Origin of the sequence: Nakamurella sp. (assembly GCF_048594475.1) — a bacterium.
Taxonomy (GTDB): Bacteria; Actinomycetota; Actinomycetes; order Mycobacteriales; family Nakamurellaceae; genus Nakamurella.
Map to the genome: position 1 here is coordinate 19,846 of NZ_JBMDXT010000010.1, position 19,366 is coordinate 39,211.

Sequence of the window (19,366 nt, forward strand, 5' to 3'; positions counted from 1 at the left end):
CGGTGAGTGGATCAACGGGTCAGGTGGTCGTCGATGGCGACCAGCGCCGCGCCGCGCGCCCATTCGGTGAAGGGCAGCGGCCGGACGTCGAGCCGGACGGGCGGGACGGTCGGGTGGAGCACCTCGGCGATCCCGCGGTGCAGCGGGGCGTCGAGCAGATCGAACAGGGCCGCACCTTCGCCGGCCAGCACGACCCGCTCGGGATTCGTGACGTTGCAGATGGTTCCGATGAGGCAACCCATCGCGTACCCGGCATCGGCGAGCACTGCGCGGGCCACGCGGTCGCCGCGGGCGGCCAGGTCGGCGACCGCGGCCAGATCGCGGACCTCGGCGTGGTCGTGCACGGCGGCCAGGATCGCCGCCGTGGTGGCGAATCCGCTGACGCAGCCGCGATGTCCGCGGTGGCAGATCGGCCCGTCGTCCCGGATCCGCAGGTGGTTGACCGCACCGCTCACGCCGCCGGGACCGACGAGCAGCCGGTGGTCCAGGATCAGACCGCAGCCGACGCCGGCCCCGAACGTCACCGTCGCCAGCGACGCGACCGGGCCCGCGGACCAGTGCTGGGCGACGGTCAGCGCCCGTAGATCGTTCTCCACGCTGACCGGGCAGGCCGACCGTCCGGCGAGGAGTTCGCCGAAGTCGAGATCCCGCCAGCCGAGGAACGGGGAGTCCACGATGTGCCCACGGGCTCGCAGGACCGCGCCGGCCACCCCCACCCCGATCCGGGCCGGTCGACGGTGCGGCGTCAGATGGTTCACTTGGTCAAGAATGACGGTGCAGACGGCGTCGACGTCGGTCCCGGGCAGGGATGCCTCGGCGTGGTCGGTGACCGCACCCGACAGGTCGGTCACCACGACATGACAGCTCTGTCCGGTCAGCTTGACCCCGGCGAACGAGCACCAGTCGGGGTCCACCGACAGCGGGTGGGATCGACGCCCCGGTGACGTGCGGACGAGCCCGTCGCCCTCCCGCAGCAGGCCGATCTCCAGGAGAGGAGTGGCGATCTTGGTCAACGCGCCGCGGCTGAGCGAGAGCCGCCGGGCCAACTCCGATCGCGCCATCGGCCCGTGTCGCAGCAGGAGCCGGACGACCTGGCGGGACGACTCCCCGATCGTGGGCAGGACACCGGTGGCCGTCGAGCGCATACGGTGACGGTAGGGCAGTAACTGTCAGACGTAAACAATATTGGCGAGTTGGACAAGTGTGATCCAGGTCACATCAACGCTCGGCTTTGATACACCTGGTCAACCAATGATCGACACCTCGGGCGCGATGATCCGTCAGGTCGGCCGGCCCGCCACCACGCCCCCGGGGCGGGCGGGGCAGGCCGGCCCGGTCCCCGCGCCGGTCCGCAGGTTCGCGAGAAACCCTGCACGTCAACGATTCCACTGAATCCCCAGCATGTCCCGAGAGGTTCTTGCCCTTCGAGACCTTCTTGTTATTGACGCCACCGCAGGGATGTGGTTCCATCCACTTAGTAACCAAGCGCAACTATGAATGAGCTCACCGACGAGATGCTGGAGGCATTCGACGTGGACCTACTGCATCTGTCCGCCGGGGGAGTGTCGGTCGTCCTCGACACGGCCGGTGGAGGTCTTCCCGCGGTGCTGCACTGGGGTGCAGAGCTCGGGTCGCCGGAGCCGGCCGACCTCGCGCAGCTCCGGCTCGCCGCGCAGGCGCCGTTCGGCGACAGCCGGATCGACGTCCCCGAGCGGGTCAGCGTTCTGCCGACTCCGGCCGAGGGTTGGGTCGGGCGCCCCGGCGTCACGGGAAGCAGCGCGGGACAAGCATTCTCACCGATGTTCACGGTCGTCGCCGTTGAGCCGGTGGCCGCGGATGCCGTGGTCGCCGCCGGTCACCGGTTCCGGGCGGCGGACGCCACCGCCGAACTGGCGCTGGTGCTGGAGATCCGCTTGACCCATTCCGGCCTGCTGCAGACCAGGGCGGCCCTGACGAACGAGGGGTCATCGACCTACCAGCTGGACGGACTGGTGATGGCGCTCCCGCTCCCGACCCGGGCGGCCGAGCTGTTCGACCTGACCGGTCGGCACGCCCGCGAGCGGGCTCCGCAGCGGGCGGACTTCACGGTCGGCATCCACGCGCGGGAATCGCGCCAGGGCCGGCCCGGCCTGGACTCGCCGTTCCTGCTGGCCGCCGGGACGGCCGGATTCGGCTGGGAACGGGGCCAGGTGTGGGGCGTGCACGTCGGGTGGTCGGGCAATCAGGTCAGTTACGCGGAACGGATGTACAACGGCCAGCGGTTGCTGGGGGGCGGCGAGTTGCTCCTGCCCGGTGAGGTACAGCTCGCCCCCGGTGAGACCTACACCTCGCCCTGGCTCCACGCCGCGTTCGGGGCCGGGCTCAACGGCGTCAGCCGGGCCTTCCATCATTACCTGCGGTCACGGCCGCAGCATCCGCGGACGCCGCGGCCGGTGGTGGCGAACACCTGGGAGGCCAGCTATTTCGACCACGATCTGACCAAGCTCTCCGCCCTGGCCGAGCGGGCGGCCGAGGCCGGCGCCGAGCGGTTCGTGCTGGACGACGGCTGGTTCCTGGGCCGCCGGGACGACACCTCCGGCCTCGGGGACTGGACCGTGGATCCGGCGGTCTGGCCGAATGGACTGAAGCCGCTGATCGACCGGGTCGACGAGCTGGGCATGCAGTTCGGCCTGTGGGTCGAGCCGGAGATGATCAATCTCGATTCGGAGCTGGCCCGGGCGCACCCGGAGTGGATCTTCCGCGCGGGCGGGCGGGCAGGCATCGCCACCCGGCAGCAGTACGTGCTGGACCTGGGCCATCCGGAGGCGTACGCGTACATCGCGGACTGCTTGCACGCCCTGCTCGACGAGTACGACATCGGCTACCTCAAGTGGGATCACAACCGCATGGTGGTCGAGGCCGGCCACTGGCCGACCGGCGTGCCCGGGGTCCACCGGCACACCCGCGCGGTCTACCGGCTGATGGACGAGTTGCGCGCGCGGCATCCCGGTCTCGAGATCGAATCGTGCGCGGGTGGTGGCGGCCGGATCGACCTGGGCATTCTCGATCGCACCGACCGGGTCTGGCCCAGCGACTGCCTGGATGCGCTGGAACGCCAGCAGATCCAGCGCTACACGCAGCTTCTGGTCCCGCCGGAGCTCATGGGCACGCACCTCGGCGACGCCGAAGCGCACACCACGCGCCGCCGCCACCACATCGCCTTCCGCGCCGCGACCGCGGTGTGGGGGCACATGGGCATCGAGTGGGACCTCACCGCCGCCAGCCCCGGCAAGCGGGCCGAGGTGCGCCGGTGGGTCGATCTGCACAAGTCCCTGCGGCCGCTGCTGCACTCCGGTGACGTCGTCGTCGGTGATCACCCGGATCCCGCCCTGTGGGTGAACGGGGTCGTCGCCCAGGACCGTTCCGAGGCGATCTTCGGTATCACCGCGGTCGATCGATCCGTCACCTTCCCGCTCGGCCGGGTCTGCCTGCCCGGCCTGGCCGCCGACCGGCACTACGAGGTGCGGCCGTTGCCGCCGGCCGACGCCTTCCCCGGGGCGCGCCAGTTCCCGGGCTGGTGGACCACCGGAGTCACGCTGTCCGGCCGGGCGCTGGCCGAGGTCGGGCTGCAGGTCCCGGCGATGTTCCCCGATTGCACCCACATCATCCGCGCCCGCGCCGTGCCCGCGGCGCCGGTCACAAAGGAGTGAACGCCATGACCGCGATTCCCGCCCCCATCGGCGGAGGTCCGACGTGACCACCACCGGCGCGACCCCCACCACGGTCGCTGCACCCGCGAAGAATGGCCGGGGCATCGGCGATCTGAAGATCGCGCTGGTGTTCATCCTGCCGTGCCTGATCGGGTTCGGGCTCTTCTTCCTCTGGCCGACCGTCCGGGGCTTCTACCTCAGCTTCACCAACTACGACGGCGGCAACCGGCCCGGCAAGTGGATCGGCCTGGCCAACTACCAGCAGATGCTCAACGACCCCGTGCTGGCCAAATCCCTGCTGGTCACGCTCGAATACGTCGTGATCAACATCGTCGTCCAGACCGTCCTGGCGCTGATGATCGCGCTGCTGATGCAGCGGGTCGTCACCTCGACCCTGTCCCGCGGCACGCTCCTGACCCCGTACTTCATCGCCCCGGTGATCGCCGCCCTGGTGTGGTTCTGGATGCTCGACCCGAACCTGGGCATCGTCAACGTCTTCCTGGAAAAGATCGGGATCGGGAGCATTTCGTTCTTCGGCAGCAGCCAGTGGGTGATCCCGACCATCGCGATGGTGAACGTCTGGAAGTACATGGGCTACACCGCGCTGCTCATCTTCGCCGGGCTGCAGACCATCCCGAGCAGCGTGTACGAGGCCGCGTCGCTGGACGGCGCGGGCGAGGTCAAGCAGTTCTTCACGATCACCCTGCCGCTCCTGCGTCCGGTCATCGTGCTGGTGCTCATCACGTCGGTCACCGGGTCGTTCCAGGTCTTCGACACCGTCGCGGTCACCAGCAAGGGCGGCCCGGCGAACGCGTCCAACGTCATCCAGTACTACATCGTCGACCAGGCGTTCAACCGCAGCCACTTCGGTTACGGGTCGGCCATTTCCGTCCTGCTGTTCGTCATCCTGGTCGTCGTCGCGCTCATCCAGTTCAAGGCGCTGCGCGGCCGCGAGTCGGACCTGGCCTAGGAGCGACCGATGACCTCACACAACCCGCCGGTGTCCCTCGAGGCACTCGACGAGCACGACGACAACCTGCACGGCGGCCACCCCGAGCAGAAGGAGGGGCGCTCGTTCTCCTGGGGCCGGCTGTTCGTCTGGATCGTCGCCATCGGCTTCATGGCCGTCACCCTCTTCCCGTTCTACTGGATGATCCGGACGGCGTTCTCCAACGGCGCCCTGCTGTCCACCGAGCCGGGCAACCTGCTGCCGGTCGACCCGACCCTGGGGGCGTTCAAGCGGGTGCTGGGCCTGGGCACGGTCGAACAGGCCCAGGCCGAGGGCGGCTCCGGTGCCTCGGTGAACTTCTGGCTCGCGCTGCGGAACTCGATCATCATCGCCACCACCGTGACCACCGGCCAGACCCTGTTCTGCGCGATGTCGGCCTACGCCTTCTCCCGGCTGCAGTGGCCGGGCCGCGACGTGGTGTTCGGCGTGTTCCTGGCTGCCCTGTTCGTGCCGCCGATCTTCACCAGCCTGCCGAACTTCATCCTGATGAACAACCTGGGCCTGCTGAACACGTTGCCCGGCATCATCCTGCCGACGCTGTTCATGACGCCGTTCGCGGTCTTCTTCCTCCGGCAGTTCTTCCTCGGGCTGAGCCGGGAGGTGGAGGAGGCGGCCAAGATCGACGGAGCCGGGAACTTCCGCATCTTCTTCCGGCTGATCGTGCCGATGAGCGCGGCCCCGATCACCACGCTGGCCATCCTGACCTTCATCAACACGTGGAACGACTACCTGTGGCCGCTGCTGATCGCCCGGGACGAGAAGGCGCAGACCCTCATCCTGGCCCTGGGCATCTTCCGCTCGCAGACCCCCGGTGGTTCGCCGGACTGGCCTGGCCTGATGGCCATGACCCTGCTGGCCGCCCTGCCGATCGTCGTCCTGTTCATCATCTTCGGCCGGCGGGTGGTCAACTCCATCCAGTTCTCCGGCATCAAGTAGTCCTCGGCATCACCCGGCCCGCATCATCCGACCCGGCATCCCCGATGCCGCGCCGGGGCGGCGTCGCCGTTCCTGCGGTCCCGTGACCGCCCCTCACCGGCCGTCAGGCCACCCATCCGGGTCGAACCGACCCATCGTGGCCGCAAGGCCCAGAAAGGAAGCATCTCGATGACGAGAACCCGTGCGGCACGGTCGGCGTGGATCGCCGGTACCGCCGCCCTGGCCATGATCCTGACGGCCTGTGGCGGGAGCAGCGACAGCGGCAGCGCCGGCGTCTCGGTCGGTGGCGGCGCCACCGCGACCGCGGTGAGCGGCGACGTCTCCGGCTCCATCGACTACTGGCTCTGGGACTCCAACCAGCTGCCGGCCTACCAGGAGTGCGCCGACGCGTTCAGCAAGAAGTACCCGGACGCGAAGGTCACCATCACCCAGTACGGGTGGGACGACTACTGGGCCAAGATCAACAACGGCTTCACCTCCGGTACCGGGCCGGACGTCTTCACCAATCACCTGTCCAAGTACCCGGAGTTCGTGAACAAGCAGTACATCCTGAACCTGTCCGAGGCCCTGAAGGCCGACGGCGCGGACAAGGACATCTACCAGCCCGGCCTGCTGAGCCTGTGGACCGCCCAGGACGGCGGGATCTACGGTCTGCCCAAGGACTTCGACACCATCGGCCTTTTCTACAACGAGGACATGGTCACCGCCGCCGGATACACCGACGCGGACCTGCAGGACCTGACGTGGAACACCACCGACGGCGGCAGTTTCGAGAAGTTCGTCGCCCACATGACGATCGACGCCAACGGCGTCCGCGGTGACGAGCCGGGCTTCGACAAGACGAATGTCAAGACCTACGGGTTCGGCCAGGAGAACGTGACCGACGGCAACGGGCAGACCCAGTGGAGCCCGTTCACCGGCAGCAACGGATGGACGTACACGGACAAGAACCCATGGGGAACCCAGTTCAACTACGGCGACGAGAAGTTCAACCAGGCGCTGACCTTCTACAAGTCGCTGTCGGAGAAGGGTTACTCGCCGACCCTGGACAAGACCGTCGGGGTGGACACCGGGGCCCAGCTGGCCGCCGGCACCTTCGCCACCGTGTTCGAGGGCGACTGGAACACCAGCAGCTACCTGGGCAAGGGCGTCGACCTGAAGATCGCGCCGACCCCGATCGGCCCGAGCGGCCAGCGGGCCTCCATGTTCAACGGCCTGGCCGACTCGGTGAACGCCGAAAGCAAGAACCAGGCGGTCGCGGTGAAGTGGGTCGAGTTCACCGGATCTCAGGAGTGCCAGGACCTCGTCGCGGCCAAGGCGGTCGTGTTCCCGGCCATTCCGGCGTCCACCGACAAGGCCGAGGCCGCGTTCAAGGCCAAGGGCGTTGACATGTCCGGCTTCCTGGTCCAGGTCAAGGACAAGACGACGTTCCTGTTCCCGATCACCGACCACGCCGCCGACGTCACCGCGATCATGGCCCCGGCCCTGCAGGCCTACCTCGGTGGCCAGGCCGACATCTCCTCCTTCAAGGACGCGAACGACCAGGTGAACGCCCTGTTCCAGTAGCGAGCAGGACGTCGGCGTCGCGGTGCGGGCGCTCGCCCATGCCGAGGCCGGGACGACCAGTCGCTGGTCGCCCCGGCCTCGATGGCGCGGGCGAGGTGTCGTTCTTCCAGTTCGCCCTCAATGACTTCGATGTCGTTCAGTCCGAGGGTGGCGCGCTGAGCGGAGGCCTCGTCATGGGTGAACGATGGTCGGCGTGTGCGGCCAGAAGCCGACCACCACGCAGGAAGAGGTCGTTCGTTGGATCCGGTCGAGGGGCGGCGTCGCGATCGCAATGCCCGGGATCGACCCGCAGATCGAGAAGGCGAGGGAAGCGATCATCCCGCTGGCCCGGATCGGCGGGCCCACGGACCGCATGGAACGGGGCACGGTCGCCGCCACCACCCCTCCGGACGGTGGCGACGCGGCATCACCCACTGGCCGGCGCCGTGGGTTGATCAGCAGGCCGGGGTGCCGGACACCTCGTAGGGTCACCACGATGACATCTCTTGCATTCGTCGCCAACGCCGTCGACGGCACGGTGTCGACCTTCCTGCTCGATGACGGAGCCCTCCGGCGGGTGGCCGTCAGCGAGATCGGGCCGGGCTGTTCCGCGGTGGTGGTGGACGCGGACCGTCGCCAGGTGCACGTGGCCGTCAAGGGCGATCAACCGGCGATCGTCACCGGCCGGATCCACCGCGACGGCCGACTGGAGCCGACGTCGCGCCGCGACGTGGAATCGTCTCTGAGCTACCTCGCCCTGACACCGGATGGACGGACGCTCCTGGGCGCCTCCTACGGGGGCGGTTTCGGGATCTCCCTGCCGGTCCACGACTCGGGTGTCGGTGACGTCGTCTCCCGGATTGCCCACCCGAACATGCATTCCTGCGCGGTCGGGCCCGAGGGAACGACCGCGTACTTCGTCTCCCTCGGGGCCGACCTCATTGCGCAGTGTGCCTTGGCCGGCGCCACCCTGACCCCGCTGGATCCGCCGACCGTGGCGGCGCCCGCCGGGAGCGGACCGCGCCACCTCGTGCTCACCCGCGACGGCACGAACATGTACGTGATGACCGAGTTCTCCGGCGAGGTCTTGCACTATCGGCGGGCGCCGGACGGCAGGCTCACCCTGGCCGGGCAGGCTGCGGCGTCCGTCCCGGGACGTGGATTGCGGCCCAGCCGACTCGGGGCGGATCCGGTTGCCGGCCATCTCATCTGGGGTGCCGATCTGCATCTGTCACCGGACGGGAAGGCGTGCTGGGCGAGCGAGCGCTCCGAGTCGACCCTGGCCACGGTGCCGATCGCAGCGGATGGGACACCGCGCCCCGCCGAACGGTTCACCCCGGCCGAACGACAGCCCCGCGGGTTCGCGGTTTCCCCGGACGGCCGGCATCTGCTGTGCACCGGGGAAAAATCGACGACGGTGTCCCTCTTTCGGACGGAACCCGACGGTGGCCTCGTCCTCCGCCAGCAGGCCGAGACCGGTCGCGGCGCGAACTGGGTGCGGTTCATGTCGGCGTGAAACCGTTCCGGGACCGGGCTGTCCGGAGGAGCCTGATGTGGGCGTCGGCGGGCCGCGCTCTGAGCTGCCCTCGCGCGGAATCGGTCGGTGTCCGTCGGTAGGACCGAGGCCACCACGAATGTCGACCCGGGCACGGTGCGGCCGGCCGGCATGGTTCAGCGCCGCTTCGCCGCGCCGGTACCGGACCGTCATGGGAGGCCGACGCGTCACCTGGGTCAGCCACCCGGTCGGGTGCTGTCCTTCGGGTCGGGGACCGATAGCGACGCCCGAGGCATCGTGGCCGGAGACCGGGACTGCGCGGACTGGGTCCTGAGCGGCCAGTGGAGTTCACGCCGGAGAGGAACATGCCGGACCACCAAAGTGCGCCATCAGGGACTCGAACCCCGAACCCGCTGATTAAGAGACATTCCCGCACTGTCTTCGGTTGTCTGGCAACGTCTCTGACGTGCTGCGATGTGTTTGCTCCGGTCTGCCAACGTGTGCCGTCGGCCGGGGACGTAGGTGTCAACCGTAGGTGTCAGATTCCTCCCGCTCGGTGCCTGTCGTTGGCCCGCGTCCGGCGCTGTCCGTCAGGGTCTCCTGTCTGTCGGCGTCTGTCTTCGTCTGCCGCAGATGCGCTGTGGTTGAGCGGCTCTCGCCCCGCTCGCCCGCAGATCTGCATCCCTCAGTGTGCTCCCGGCCGGCGAGTTGCTCAAGGCCTGGGCGGCGGTCATGTCGGTCGATGAGCGCGACACTGACCGGAACGCCGGTGAGCGCAGCGGGCGGTCGCGGCTGGTCCCCCTGCTGGCCCAGGTCGCCGACGAGGGCTGGGGGAGTGAGGCGGGCCGGCGGGCGATCGGCATCATGCGGGTCGCGTGCCGGCGGGAGGCGGCCGAGTGGACCCGGACGGCGGGTTGGCTGACCGACGAGGGCCTGTCGGTGGTGTGGGAGCAGATGGATCGGCTGGTCCGCACGGGCCGGTTCGCCGACGGCCCCGGGCTGCTTCGGATCGCGGCCCGCCGCGCCTACGCGGCGGAGGCGGCCGCGGCGATGACCGGGTTGGGATCGGCGTCGACCCGAGGGTTGATCGGCGCGGTTCGCCGCGCCGACATCCAGGAGGTGCGGCAGCTGGCCGACGAACCCGAAGCCGCGCCGGGTGAGCCCGAGGCGCCGACGGCGCCGCCGTGGATGCGGATCCTGGCCGCCGTGCTGGCGCGGGAGGGCTGGGCCTGGCCGATCGCCCCGCTGCACGCGGTGATGGCGTCGGCCGCGGGCGCGGCGAGCACGTCCCGGCGGTGCCGGTCGACGATGGCATCGCATGGAACGGGGGTGCCGGCGGCGACGTGGTCGGCGCTGGAGCTGCTCACGCTGGGTTCGGGGCCGGGGTGTCGACCGGAGGCGAGGACGACCGGTGTCGCGGTGCAGATCGACCTGGCCGGTGCGGCCGGCGTGCTGGGTAATCGGGACTTGATGCGGATCGTGCGGGCGGCGGTCGCCGGCCGTACGGTGCGTACCGGGCGTCGGCGGGCCGCCTGATGGTCGAGCTCCATTCTGTCGCGGGGCCGTCCGCGGCGACGAACGATCCCGAGGTCGACCCCGACGACCGGGTGGCGGTTTTCGAGTTGTCGCCGGCGAGCGCCGAGCAGGTCACGATCCAGATCCGGTCGTTGATGGAACGGGCGTGGGAGTACATCGCGATCGCCTACCAGGGCCGCGCCCACCTCGCTCTGGGCTACCCGAGCTGGGACGAGTACGTCGACGACCGCCTCGGTGACCTGCGGTTGACCGTGCCGCGGGAGCAGCGGGGCGCGGTGGTGCAGTCCCTGTCGAAGGCACAGATGTCGTTGCGGGCGATCGCGAAGGTTCTCGGCGTCAGCGTGGCAACGGCCTACCGCGACCTGGCGTCGGGCGGCTCCGAGAGTCCCGACGCGGGCGAGTCCGCGCCGATCGCGGTGAAGGGCCGGGACGGCAAGGAGTACCCCAACCGCCGGAAGATCGAGGTGCGCGCGTGCGCGATCTGCGGTGATGCCCACGAGGCGGACATCGACGAATGCCCATGGGACCTGTTCGCCCAAGGGCTGGGACCCCGACCGGACTCGGGTGGTCGACAGGACGACGAGCAGTCAGACCAGGAGGTTCCGTCGGTGACGAACCACGATGACTGTTCGCCCGATGGGCTCGCACCCTCGCAGGTACTCGGGTCGAGCGTGGTCGACGATGTCACGCGAGCCGTGTGCGTCATCGAGGAGCTGTCGGGTCTGCCGGAACTCGTCGACGAGATCGAGGCCGTCGCAGCGTCGTGGGGAATGGTCGCGTCGCATCCTGACCTGGTGAACCGGGTCCGGGAACTGATCGAACACATCCGCCTGCATGTCGAAGTGATCGCCGGCTTGGTGAGTCGGCTTGAGCGGGTTGCTGGCTCCGGATGACCGCCGGGGGTTGCCGGGCAAGCCGGGCACCTTTGGGCGCAGTCAGCTCGGGCCGCCGGGTCTGCGGTCCGGCAGAGGCTGGTTGCGTTCCCGGAGTTTGGATGCCCACGCGAGGAGCCGCGACTTGACGGCGAGGAACGCGTCTTGGCCGACTCCGTAGACCGCTGCTTCACTCGGCAGATAGGTTGCGACGCGCGACAATTGCTCGGTGAACATGCCGATACCGAATCCATCGTCGTGTTCCCGTCCGAGCTCCAGCAGCACATCGTCGGGCCACCGGCCGGACGACCGGATGGAGTCCAGATCGAGGAAGTCCCAGATCTCGCCGCGGGAGTACGCGGCTGACAGCTTGCCGGCGACGGCATCGCGTTCCGGACAGCACGGGGCCGATCGCCAGATGGACGGGTGGTTCGGACCGCCAGTTGAGCGCGATATCGATGTCCAGGATCTGACCGCGACCGTTGGTGACGCGGAGGCGGGCGAACTGGTCGAAGATCCGGAGTCGATCCACCGTGTAGTCCGCGCCCGTGAGGGCGTCCTGGGCGCGTCGAACGATGGCGGCGAACTGGTCGACCGTGGTCAGCGGTGGTCCGAAGAGATCGACGTCTGCGGTCGTTCGATCGGTCAGCGCGTGCTCGCGGATGGCTCCCGCACCCGCGAGCGCGAAACCGTCGGCACCGATCACGTTCACGTTCGGCCAGGTCCAGCAGTTGGCCGCGGTCGCCGCCGGCCTGCTGGCCGGGTTCGCGGCGCTGGTGCCGTTGCTGTCCGGCGCGACCGGACACCGGGACGCGGTGACGTGGGTGGACGTCGACGACACCATGCGCCAGACCCATGGCTACGCCAAGCAGGGCGTGGCCTACGGCTACAACAAGGTGAAAGGGTTGAATGCGCTGCTCGCGGTGGCCTCGACCCGGGTCAACGCCCCGGTCGTCGTCGGGCAGGGTGATCCGGTGCCGGTTGGACTCGGCGTTCTACACGCGCAAGGTCGTCGCCGCGGTCCTGCGGAGCAAGGCGCAGTTCTCGACCACCGCGCGGATGGACAAGGCGGTCGAGAAGGCGATCGCGTCGATCCCGGAGAAGGCGTGGATCTCGATCAAGTACCCGAAGGCGATCTTCGACGAACAGCAGCAGCGGTGGATCTCCGACGCGCAGGTCGCCGAGACCACCTACACCGCTTCCAGGTCCCTGTCCCGCAAGCATCACATCAAGGCCCGGCTGATCGTGCGATGGGTCAAACGCCTCAACCCGGCCACCGCCGGCGAAGGGCAGACGAGCTTGTTCAAGGCGTATCGCTACCACGCGATGTTCACCAACTCGCCCGCGCCGATGCTCCTCGCCGAGGCCGAGCACCGTGACCACGCGACCGTCGAGCATGTCGTCTGCCAGCGTGAAGGGACCACCTGAGCCGTTTTCTGCCACGGCGGATTCTGGTGGTGGTTGCAACAGAGGGGTTGAGAGTTGGTCAGCCTCTTGCTTGTAGGAGTGTAGCCATCAGTTGGGATGGTGTCTTCCACCCCAGTGTTTTGCGTGGTCTCGAATTAATTTCGGTAGCGACTTGGGCGAGTCTTTCCGGCGTGTGGACCGATAGGTCAGAGCCTTTGGGAAAGTATTGTCGAAGCAGTCCGTTCATGTTCTCGTTGGTTCCGCGTTCCCAGGGTGAGTGGGCGTGGCAGAAATAGATGGTCGTTCCTGTTGCGGCGGTGATGAGGCGGTGCTGGCCGAGTTCGTTGCCTTGGTCCCAGGTCAGCGAAAGGCGCAGCGAGGCGGGAAGAGCTTGCAGGACGGGCACCAGGGCCGCGGTCATGGCTTTGGCGGTTCTGCGTTCGGGCAGGTGCACCAGGATGAGGTACCTGGTGGTCCGTTCGACCAGGGTGCCGATGGCCGTGCCACCGTTGCGGCCGATGATGAGGTCGCCCTCGAGGTGGCCCGCCTCGGTCCGGTCCTGTACCTGGATCGGGCGGGCGTCGATGGACACGGCGGGGTCGACGATGCCGGCTCGGCGGCGTCGGTAGCAGCTGGGGCCGGCGACGCCGCCGGCCGGTCCGCAGACTGTGCCGGGGCGTGCAGGTCAGTCCGTTGCGTTGGGGCTGGTAGACGGCCTGGTACAGGGTCTCGGTCGCGAGCTGGCGGTTCGGGTCGTCGGCAAACTGCACGCCCAGTTCGTGTTTGATCTGTTCCGGGCTGTGCCGCTGGACCAGGCGCTGGTCGACGAACGCGCGCAGGATCGGGTCGGTTTCCAGTCGGGTTGGTTTGGGTCGGCTTCGTCGTTGCGCGGCCAGTCGGTGCGCGGTGTGGGGCAGGTAGATGCCGCTGACCGGGTCTGCGTTGCGGCGCAGCTCTCGGCTGATCGTCGAGGCGGACCGGCCGAGCTCGGCAGCGATCCCACGGATTGGTGTGCCGAGCCGGCGCAGGTCGGCCACTCGAATTCGCTCCGCCGCGGACAGAAACCGCGGAGAGATAATTTCCGAAATGACCTTGTCGACGGGCGAGTAGGAATGCACCCGGCCCTTCTTGGTTTCGTGGCGACCCAGTCGCCACCGAGTTCCGGTCTTTCGGCAGATTCCGACGGCTTTGCAGGCATCATTGTTGCTCCAGCCCAATTTCATCAGACGAAAGTATCGGGCCTGCTGCTCCGACGGCGCAGGCACGCCGCCGGGTGCTCGGGTTGGGTCGGCGGGAGGCATGGGCAGGGGCCCTTCGGATCGGCCCGTTGCGACCATCCCTGGAACCCGGGGGCAATGGGCCGGTCCCTTCACGCTGGCAAGCGACATCGAGCAGGTCATCAGCGACCTGAAGAACAGTGCCCTGGCGCACTTCCCGTCAGCCTCGATGAACGCCAACGCGGCCTGGCTGGTCTGCGCGGTGATCGCCTACAACCTGACCCGGGCGGCCGGGGTGCTGGCCGGTAGGAAGTTCGCCCGAGCCCACACGGGCACGATCCGGGCCAAGCTGATCGCGATCCCGGCCCGGATCGCCACGACCGGACGGGCGACCATCCTGCACCTGCCCGAGCACCACCGGCACCAGCAGCCGTTCCAGAAGATCCTGGACACCGTACGGGCCCCACCGAAAGCGGCCTGACCCACCCGCCCATCGGCCCCCGGCCACGACCAGCGCCACCCGGACACCCCGACAGACAGGCCGGACGGTCCCGGCCGCCCGCAACCGGATCCGCCCCGGAACAAGATCAAGATCGCGATTTCAAGATCAACATCCGGGCTGCGCGGTGGATCCAGGCTGAGCCAGCGATGGAACCGATGAAGCCAGACTTCTATACCTTGGTGCCTCCGGCTGTAAAGCAGTGCCGCGGGCAGTCACACACGCGGGGCTTATCACTTGGATCGGTCATTTAGTCAGGGATGCGATCTTGTTGTACGGACGCCCAGCGATCGTCATGAACGGCTTATACTCCGCATGCGCGTAACCCATCCGCTTCTTGATTAGCCAGTTGCAGTACTGGATCGTAAGAGTCGTGATACCGATCATGCGTGCGATCTGATCAAAGCCGATGGCGCTCTCCGTGAGGCCGCTTCCGTCATCAATGTTGCGGACTTGACCTGCGACTTTAGGACCCCATGGGCGGCCGTGAGCATAGGCGCTTGCCACGCGCCAGTATAAAACCGCCATTTCAGGGTTGACTGCCCGGACGTGCTCGGCTGCTTCCTTCACACAGTCCGAGAAGTTCGGTGTCCTACGGATCCAAGCCGCTACCGCTGGGGTATCCCAACGGGCAGCTTTTACTTTGAACTCTGCGTCATCCCAATCCTCTAGGCTATGTACCTTGTCCTGGTCGCGTGGACGGTAGGTGTGCCTCTCAGCCTTGAACTGGTTGCATCGGTCGTCGTAGCAAAAGCATAAATATCGCTTGATACGTTCGTCCTGGTCGTCCGGGCACGCCATCCATATTGCTTGGGACGCGGATTCAAATGCAGCACGTAGCAGTGTCCAGGGCGCACGTGCGTTCCAATGAGCCCTTCCAATGGGTGGCGCTCCTGATGAGAGCCGCAGCGAGTGGACATGGTCAACTGCGGTACCCAGGAGCGAAGGAACCAGGTTCGATAGTCTCCACTCGGGAATCTGATCGTTGTCCGAGGCGAAGTCGCTGCCCAGAAGAGTGTCGTACTTACCATACTCGGCATCAACTTTATCGAACTCTTCAAACATGTGCTCGATGTCTTCAAGGACCTGCCGGTGTTCTTCTCCTGGCGTGCTCTGCTCCATGGTTCCCCTCTGTCGTTTCTAGAACATCTCCAGCAAGCCGGCCTTAGGCGGTCCGAATCCATCCTTTTCCCACTCCGACACGCAGTATTGGAGCGAGGGTTGGACACGTCCAGGCCAGTCCCGGTGAAACTCATCCGTGAAGCTGAGAAACCTCTGGTGTTCAGGCCATGACACTATGCCTTGGGCGTAGCGGTTGGACGCGTGGTACCTCAGACCGTGATAGATGTAGTTTCTTGCCTGTTCGGAGTACTCCTGCCAAATGTAGGCAAATTGTTGGATAGCAATCCAAGGTGACTGCTGATTCGCGACCGACCAACGGACGACGCCTGCGTATGTACGGAGAATGACTTGGTTGAGCAGACTCTTAAGTTCGTTACCGTCGACGGTAGATAGGTCGGGATACACCATCTTGGTGATAGCGAAGTCGTTGCGAGACTGCTGGGAGACGAATTCTGCTAGTACCAGTTCGCGAAGCCGGCTTTCCACTAAGTCCTGGAACTCACGGTCAAGCTGTTCGAGGCTGTGGACATCCAGGGCATACATTTGCTGTGCGCGCTGGCCGTAGGTAAATGCGTCCTGGTGTGCCATCTCGCTGAGCCGTGTTAGGAACCCATCCTTCATGGCTTGTTCCAACTTCACGAGCTGCGACGTCCAGCTCATGAACGCAGCTAGCATGTCGCCCCCACCGGTGCGCCGGTAGTACTCCTGGAACTGTGAGAAGATCTCAGGAGCAACCTCATCCCTGATGATTTGTCGAACTACTTCTATGTTGAACGGCATCGTTGCGCCCCCCTGAGTCCGCCCGATCAACCTAGCGGGCCGCCTACATCTTAATCGGCCTGACTACCGGGTGTGTCCGCGCGGCGTGGGGGACATGGACGACCTGGCCATGCTGCGTGGATACTCTCATTGGCACCTGAAGACTCAAGCCAGGAGGCAGGACCGAACACTGTAGCGACCGGCGAAAGATTCTTGCCATACAAGCCAAACTGAGCTCAGCGGCGGCCGGCTAAGTACAAGGATGCTATCGCTAGTCCTCTTTGTGGCTGCGGCTGAATGCGGGCGCGCGGCTGCAAGCTGTCAGCCGCGCCTGATGAGCTTCTGAGCCTGGCAGTCGTAGGCATGGCCGACGATGCCGCCGGAGATGATCAGGTTGATCGCCTGGTCGATCAAGTTGAGTGGGACGACGAACCACTCCGAAGCTCGACGATGTCACCCGCGCCGCCACTTCAATTCGCGATGAACTTCAGCGCTGCAAGACTCACCCGGAGGTGCTGCGCTACTGCTCGGTCGAGGTCCTGAAGGACGCGCACTTCCACGCCTGCCTGGAAGCTACGAAGGGCATCTTCGACAGGCTGCGGAGCGTGACCGGAGCGCAGGGCGACGGCGCGAGCTCGTCGACACTACATTGACCCTCGGCAAGAGCGGGACGCCGATGCTCGCGATCAGTACCCTGCGTACGCAGACGGAAAGAATGAAGAGTGAACCGGTTTCGCGAACCTGATCAAGTGGCTGTCCAGCCTCCACCGCAATCCCGCAGCCGACGATGCCTCGCTGATCCGCTCGATCAGCGACCACGAGTTGCTGGAGGTGCTGACGATGGTCGCGATGGTCCATGGCAGGATCGGTGGACTCCGCGACCCGTACGCAATCACATCCAAAGGTCGAAGACGGTTGCGGCGAGTGGGAGTTCCGGCAGCAGACAAATTCTGTCAGCCGACTGATCACATGCACCGCACTTCCTTTCCGCCGGAGCTTGTCCTTTTCCGACGATAGGATGACCGCCAGTTGGACCCGTCCATGTGGGTGGTTGAGCCGGAGAGCAGGGGAAGCGTGGCGACGAAGGCATCGAAGCGGACCTACCCGTGCTGCAAGAAGTGAACGTCTGAGGTCGCTACCATGGCTACAGGAACAGACGCCGGGCTGTTGACCAGTCCCAAGCCGCAGTCGGTTTACAAGCACGGGATCCTCGAGCAGCACGTCATTCGGTTCGCGACGATGACGGCCAGCAAGCTGAATCCGAGGCGTGCGGTGCTCTTCGACGGATTCGCAGGCCGGGGCCGCTTCGACACTGGTGAGGCTGGGTCGGCCGAGCACATGATGCTAGCCGCCCAGAAGGTCATGGCGACCACGACAATCGATCTGCTCCTCGTCGAACAGGCAGCCAAGAGCTACGAGTCCCTCAACAGTGTGGCCGATGAGTACCGTGCCCACGGCATCCGTATCGAAAGCCGCAACGAAGACTGCAGCGACCACCTCGGCGAGGCGCTGCAGCTGGCCGACGGAGCCAGCCTTTTCGTTTTCCTCGACCCCTGTGGGGCGGTGCTCCCCATGGACTCCATCAAGGGCATCCTGAGCAAGCGGGGCACGTGGCCAAGGACCGAGGTCCTCCTGAACTTCAGCGCCGACCTGATCCGGCGCGCCGGCGGACAGCTGAAGAAGGGCCAGGTCGACCTGCACGGCGTCGCCAAGGTGGATGCTATGTGCGGCGGCGAATGGTGGCGGGATGTGGCGCTGCAGGCCCACGAGGTTTCGGGCACGCAGGACTGGGAGTCAGCGGCGGAGGCCGTGGCCGTCGAGTACGCCAGGCGTCTCACGGACGGCACCAAGTACGGGTTCGTCGTCGCGCCCGTACGGCGGCAGGTCCACCACCAGCCCGTCTACTACCTGATCTTCCTCACGCAGGACCCTCACGGCTTCTGGGTGTTCGGCGTCGCCGCCGCCAAGGCGCGCGAGAAGTGGATCGGGTTCCTCGGGCCGGACCCCGATGAAGCCGCTGCCATGCTCTGGGACACCGTGACCGATCAGCTCACGCGTGAGCACGCCAAGGCAATTGCGCATATCACCGAGAACCTGCGCCGGTTGACCGCCGACGGTCAACCGAAGGCCGTGGTCCAGCACGTCCAGGAAGTGTTCGGCGGCCTTTATGGCGAAGCCAAGGAGACGGCTTTCACGGCGGCGCTTCGCGCGTTGGTGAAGTCCGGCGAGATCGAATTCGTGACCAAGGGTAGCAAGCCCCACCAGCACATCATCCGCGTGGCGACAGGTTATGCCAATGCCACAGCCAGCTCAGGCATGTCGTCCCAGGTGCGACCTCCGAGCTGACGGCCGTTTGCCTTCGGCGTCCTGCCACCCCACTGCTTGAAGAAGAACGCCACGTCAGCCGCAATGCACTGATCCCGGATGTCCTCAACCCATGCGGGGTCCATCCGACGAGCCCGAGGCCCGGACTCACCGCCGGCGATCACCCAGCCGATGCCGTCGAGGTTCAGCCCCGGCAGCGCGGTGAGGAGTGGCTCGCACGATAGGAAGCGGGTGGCCGCCGGGACGGCTCGTAGGCGGTCGATCCGGTCGACCACGTCGAAGGACTCCACCGATACGCCCATCCAGAGGTTGTCCGGCCAGTCGAGCCTGTCGGCCAGCCTTTCCAAGCGATGTGCCCGCTTGGTGAGCGCCTGGTAAGTGTGCTGCGGGGTCTCCCGGATCACGTCGAAGATGTCGCGGATGAAATCGAGCGGCACCTTGGCGTGGAACAGGTCGCTCATCGAGTTTACGAACACGAGCTTGGGCGTGCGCCACTGCCGCGGCTGCCGCAGTGATGTCGGGTGGGTGGTGACCGCGAAGCCAGGCCCGGACGTACGGGGATCGCCGTCATTCTGGTACTTGTCGGCGCCCATCGCCTTGAGGCGCTTCGCGAGCGCGAGCGCGTAGCAGTTGTCGCAGCCGGCTGCGACCCGGTCGCAGCCCGTGACGGGGTTCCAGGTGACCTCGGTCCATTCGATTGCGCTGTTCGTGGCCACCATGATCACCTCCCCTTGTTCTGGCGAGCGTAACGGCAACGGACTGAGCCCTGAGGGATGCAGCGCCGAACGTCTCACCCGTCACTTGCGCATCACGCGCGATTTGCTGTCGTGCTGTGTCGCGGACAGCACGATCTCCAACCACACACCACTTGCCAAACCGTCCATGCTTGCCCTGGGCGATGCGCCCCCCGTGGGCGTTGCGGAAGTCAGGATGTTCTGCGGTCACCTGCTGTGAC

At 66.7% G+C, this 19,366-nt stretch carries 17 protein-coding genes and 2 pseudogenes; 12 read left to right on the top strand and 7 right to left on the bottom strand.

Annotation, left to right across the window (positions count from 1 at the left end; genetic code table 11):
* Nucleotides 1–11: 11 nt before the first annotated feature.
* The gene (locus ACOJUF_RS00425; RefSeq protein WP_420119890.1) at nt 12–1,145 is read right to left on the bottom strand and encodes an ROK family protein; all 1,134 of its coding nucleotides are present in this window, start codon (nt 1,143–1,145) and stop codon (nt 12–14) included.
* A 348-nt stretch (nt 1,146–1,493) separates the two neighbouring features.
* On the opposite strand from ACOJUF_RS00425, the gene ACOJUF_RS00430 reads away from it, so the two are divergent.
* The 4 genes from ACOJUF_RS00430 (at nt 1,494) to ACOJUF_RS00445 (ending at nt 7,200) form a co-directional block, all read left to right on the top strand.
* On the top strand, nt 1,494–3,689 hold the full coding sequence (locus tag ACOJUF_RS00430) for an alpha-galactosidase (protein ID WP_420119891.1): 2,196 nt from the start codon (nt 1,494–1,496) through the stop codon (nt 3,687–3,689).
* A 43-nt stretch (nt 3,690–3,732) separates the two neighbouring features.
* Nucleotides 3,733–4,659, top strand: coding sequence for a carbohydrate ABC transporter permease (locus ACOJUF_RS00435; RefSeq protein WP_420119892.1), 927 nt, complete (start codon nt 3,733–3,735; stop codon nt 4,657–4,659).
* Between the two features lie 9 nt (nt 4,660–4,668).
* Nucleotides 4,669–5,634, top strand: a complete 966-nt coding sequence (locus ACOJUF_RS00440) for a carbohydrate ABC transporter permease (RefSeq protein WP_420119893.1) — start codon at nt 4,669–4,671, stop codon at nt 5,632–5,634.
* Between the two features lie 168 nt (nt 5,635–5,802).
* The gene (locus tag ACOJUF_RS00445; protein WP_420119894.1) at nt 5,803–7,200 is read left to right on the top strand and encodes an ABC transporter substrate-binding protein; all 1,398 of its coding nucleotides are present in this window, start codon (nt 5,803–5,805) and stop codon (nt 7,198–7,200) included.
* 171 nt (nt 7,201–7,371) lie between these two features.
* On the opposite strand, the gene ACOJUF_RS00450 is transcribed toward ACOJUF_RS00445, so the two are convergent.
* Complete coding sequence (locus ACOJUF_RS00450; protein WP_420119895.1) at nt 7,372–7,545, bottom strand: hypothetical protein; 174 nt, start codon at nt 7,543–7,545, stop codon at nt 7,372–7,374.
* A gap of 130 nt (nt 7,546–7,675) precedes the next feature.
* Between ACOJUF_RS00450 and ACOJUF_RS00455 the strand changes: the two genes are divergently transcribed.
* From ACOJUF_RS00455 to ACOJUF_RS00465, 3 genes are all read left to right on the top strand, one after another.
* The gene (locus tag ACOJUF_RS00455; protein ID WP_420119896.1) at nt 7,676–8,695 is read left to right on the top strand and encodes a lactonase family protein; all 1,020 of its coding nucleotides are present in this window, start codon (nt 7,676–7,678) and stop codon (nt 8,693–8,695) included.
* Between the two features lie 669 nt (nt 8,696–9,364).
* On the top strand, nt 9,365–10,210 hold the full coding sequence (locus ACOJUF_RS00460) for a hypothetical protein (RefSeq protein ID WP_420119897.1): 846 nt from the start codon (nt 9,365–9,367) through the stop codon (nt 10,208–10,210).
* A complete protein-coding gene (locus ACOJUF_RS00465; protein ID WP_420119898.1) occupies nt 10,210–11,103 on the top strand; it encodes a helix-turn-helix domain-containing protein in 894 nt (297 codons plus the stop codon). Before ACOJUF_RS00460 ends, ACOJUF_RS00465 begins: the two co-directional genes overlap by 1 nt.
* 169 nt (nt 11,104–11,272) lie before the next feature.
* On the opposite strand, the gene ACOJUF_RS00470 is transcribed toward ACOJUF_RS00465, so the two are convergent.
* Nucleotides 11,273–11,926, bottom strand: coding sequence for a hypothetical protein (locus tag ACOJUF_RS00470; RefSeq protein WP_420119899.1), 654 nt, complete (start codon nt 11,924–11,926; stop codon nt 11,273–11,275).
* 137 nt (nt 11,927–12,063) lie between these two features.
* On the opposite strand from ACOJUF_RS00470, the gene ACOJUF_RS00475 reads away from it, so the two are divergent.
* Complete coding sequence (locus ACOJUF_RS00475) at nt 12,064–12,510, top strand: hypothetical protein (RefSeq protein WP_420119900.1); 447 nt, start codon at nt 12,064–12,066, stop codon at nt 12,508–12,510.
* A gap of 58 nt (nt 12,511–12,568) precedes the next feature.
* On the opposite strand, the pseudogene ACOJUF_RS00480 reads toward ACOJUF_RS00475, so the two are convergent.
* Nucleotides 12,569–13,712, bottom strand: a pseudogene (locus ACOJUF_RS00480) (IS30 family transposase).
* A gap of 163 nt (nt 13,713–13,875) precedes the next feature.
* Here ACOJUF_RS00480 and ACOJUF_RS00485 point away from each other — a divergent pair.
* Nucleotides 13,876–14,187: pseudogene (locus tag ACOJUF_RS00485) on the top strand (transposase); the annotation flags it as partial.
* A 264-nt stretch (nt 14,188–14,451) separates the two neighbouring features.
* Here the strand turns inward: ACOJUF_RS00485 and ACOJUF_RS00490 are convergent.
* Nucleotides 14,452–15,327: a hypothetical protein gene (locus tag ACOJUF_RS00490; protein ID WP_420119901.1), complete on the bottom strand. Its 876-nt coding sequence runs from the start codon at nt 15,325–15,327 to the stop codon at nt 14,452–14,454.
* Between the two features lie 18 nt (nt 15,328–15,345).
* Entirely contained in the window at nt 15,346–16,107 is a 762-nt protein-coding gene (locus tag ACOJUF_RS00495; protein ID WP_420119902.1) for a hypothetical protein, read from the bottom strand.
* Between the two features lie 398 nt (nt 16,108–16,505).
* Between ACOJUF_RS00495 and ACOJUF_RS00500 the strand changes: the two genes are divergently transcribed.
* Entirely contained in the window at nt 16,506–16,739 is a 234-nt protein-coding gene (locus ACOJUF_RS00500; RefSeq protein WP_420119903.1) for a TIGR02391 family protein, read from the top strand.
* A 514-nt stretch (nt 16,740–17,253) separates the two neighbouring features.
* Nucleotides 17,254–18,432 carry a three-Cys-motif partner protein TcmP gene (gene tcmP / locus ACOJUF_RS00505; protein ID WP_420119904.1) on the top strand — a complete coding sequence of 393 codons (1,179 nt, stop codon included), beginning with the start codon at nt 17,254–17,256 and terminating at the stop codon, nt 18,430–18,432.
* On the opposite strand, the gene ACOJUF_RS00510 is transcribed toward tcmP, so the two are convergent.
* Complete coding sequence (locus ACOJUF_RS00510) at nt 18,375–19,127, bottom strand: DUF5131 family protein (protein ID WP_420119938.1); 753 nt, start codon at nt 19,125–19,127, stop codon at nt 18,375–18,377. The two genes, tcmP and ACOJUF_RS00510, sit on opposite strands and share 58 nt — an antisense overlap.
* Here ACOJUF_RS00510 and ACOJUF_RS00515 point away from each other — a divergent pair.
* Complete coding sequence (locus ACOJUF_RS00515) at nt 19,120–19,365, top strand: hypothetical protein (RefSeq protein ID WP_420119905.1); 246 nt, start codon at nt 19,120–19,122, stop codon at nt 19,363–19,365. The genes ACOJUF_RS00510 and ACOJUF_RS00515 overlap by 8 nt on opposite strands.
* Nucleotide 19,366 lies beyond the last annotated feature (1 nt).

What these genes read in the sequence shown, in the direction of transcription:
- ACOJUF_RS00425 (WP_420119890.1), bottom strand. Translation starts at nt 1,145, where the DNA reads ATGCGCTCGACGGCCACCGGTGTCCTGCCCACGATCGGGGAGTCGTCC.
- ACOJUF_RS00430 (WP_420119891.1), top strand. Translation starts at nt 1,494, where the DNA reads ATGAATGAGCTCACCGACGAGATGCTGGAGGCATTCGACGTGGACCTA.
- ACOJUF_RS00440 (WP_420119893.1), top strand. Translation starts at nt 4,669, where the DNA reads ATGACCTCACACAACCCGCCGGTGTCCCTCGAGGCACTCGACGAGCAC.
- ACOJUF_RS00445 (WP_420119894.1), top strand. Translation starts at nt 5,803, where the DNA reads ATGACGAGAACCCGTGCGGCACGGTCGGCGTGGATCGCCGGTACCGCC.
- ACOJUF_RS00455 (WP_420119896.1), top strand. Translation starts at nt 7,676, where the DNA reads ATGACATCTCTTGCATTCGTCGCCAACGCCGTCGACGGCACGGTGTCG.
- ACOJUF_RS00465 (WP_420119898.1), top strand. Translation starts at nt 10,210, where the DNA reads ATGGTCGAGCTCCATTCTGTCGCGGGGCCGTCCGCGGCGACGAACGAT.
- ACOJUF_RS00470 (WP_420119899.1), bottom strand. Translation starts at nt 11,926, where the DNA reads ATGGTGTCGTCGACGTCCACCCACGTCACCGCGTCCCGGTGTCCGGTC.
- ACOJUF_RS00490 (WP_420119901.1), bottom strand. Translation starts at nt 15,327, where the DNA reads ATGGAGCAGAGCACGCCAGGAGAAGAACACCGGCAGGTCCTTGAAGAC.
- ACOJUF_RS00495 (WP_420119902.1), bottom strand. Translation starts at nt 16,107, where the DNA reads ATGCCGTTCAACATAGAAGTAGTTCGACAAATCATCAGGGATGAGGTT.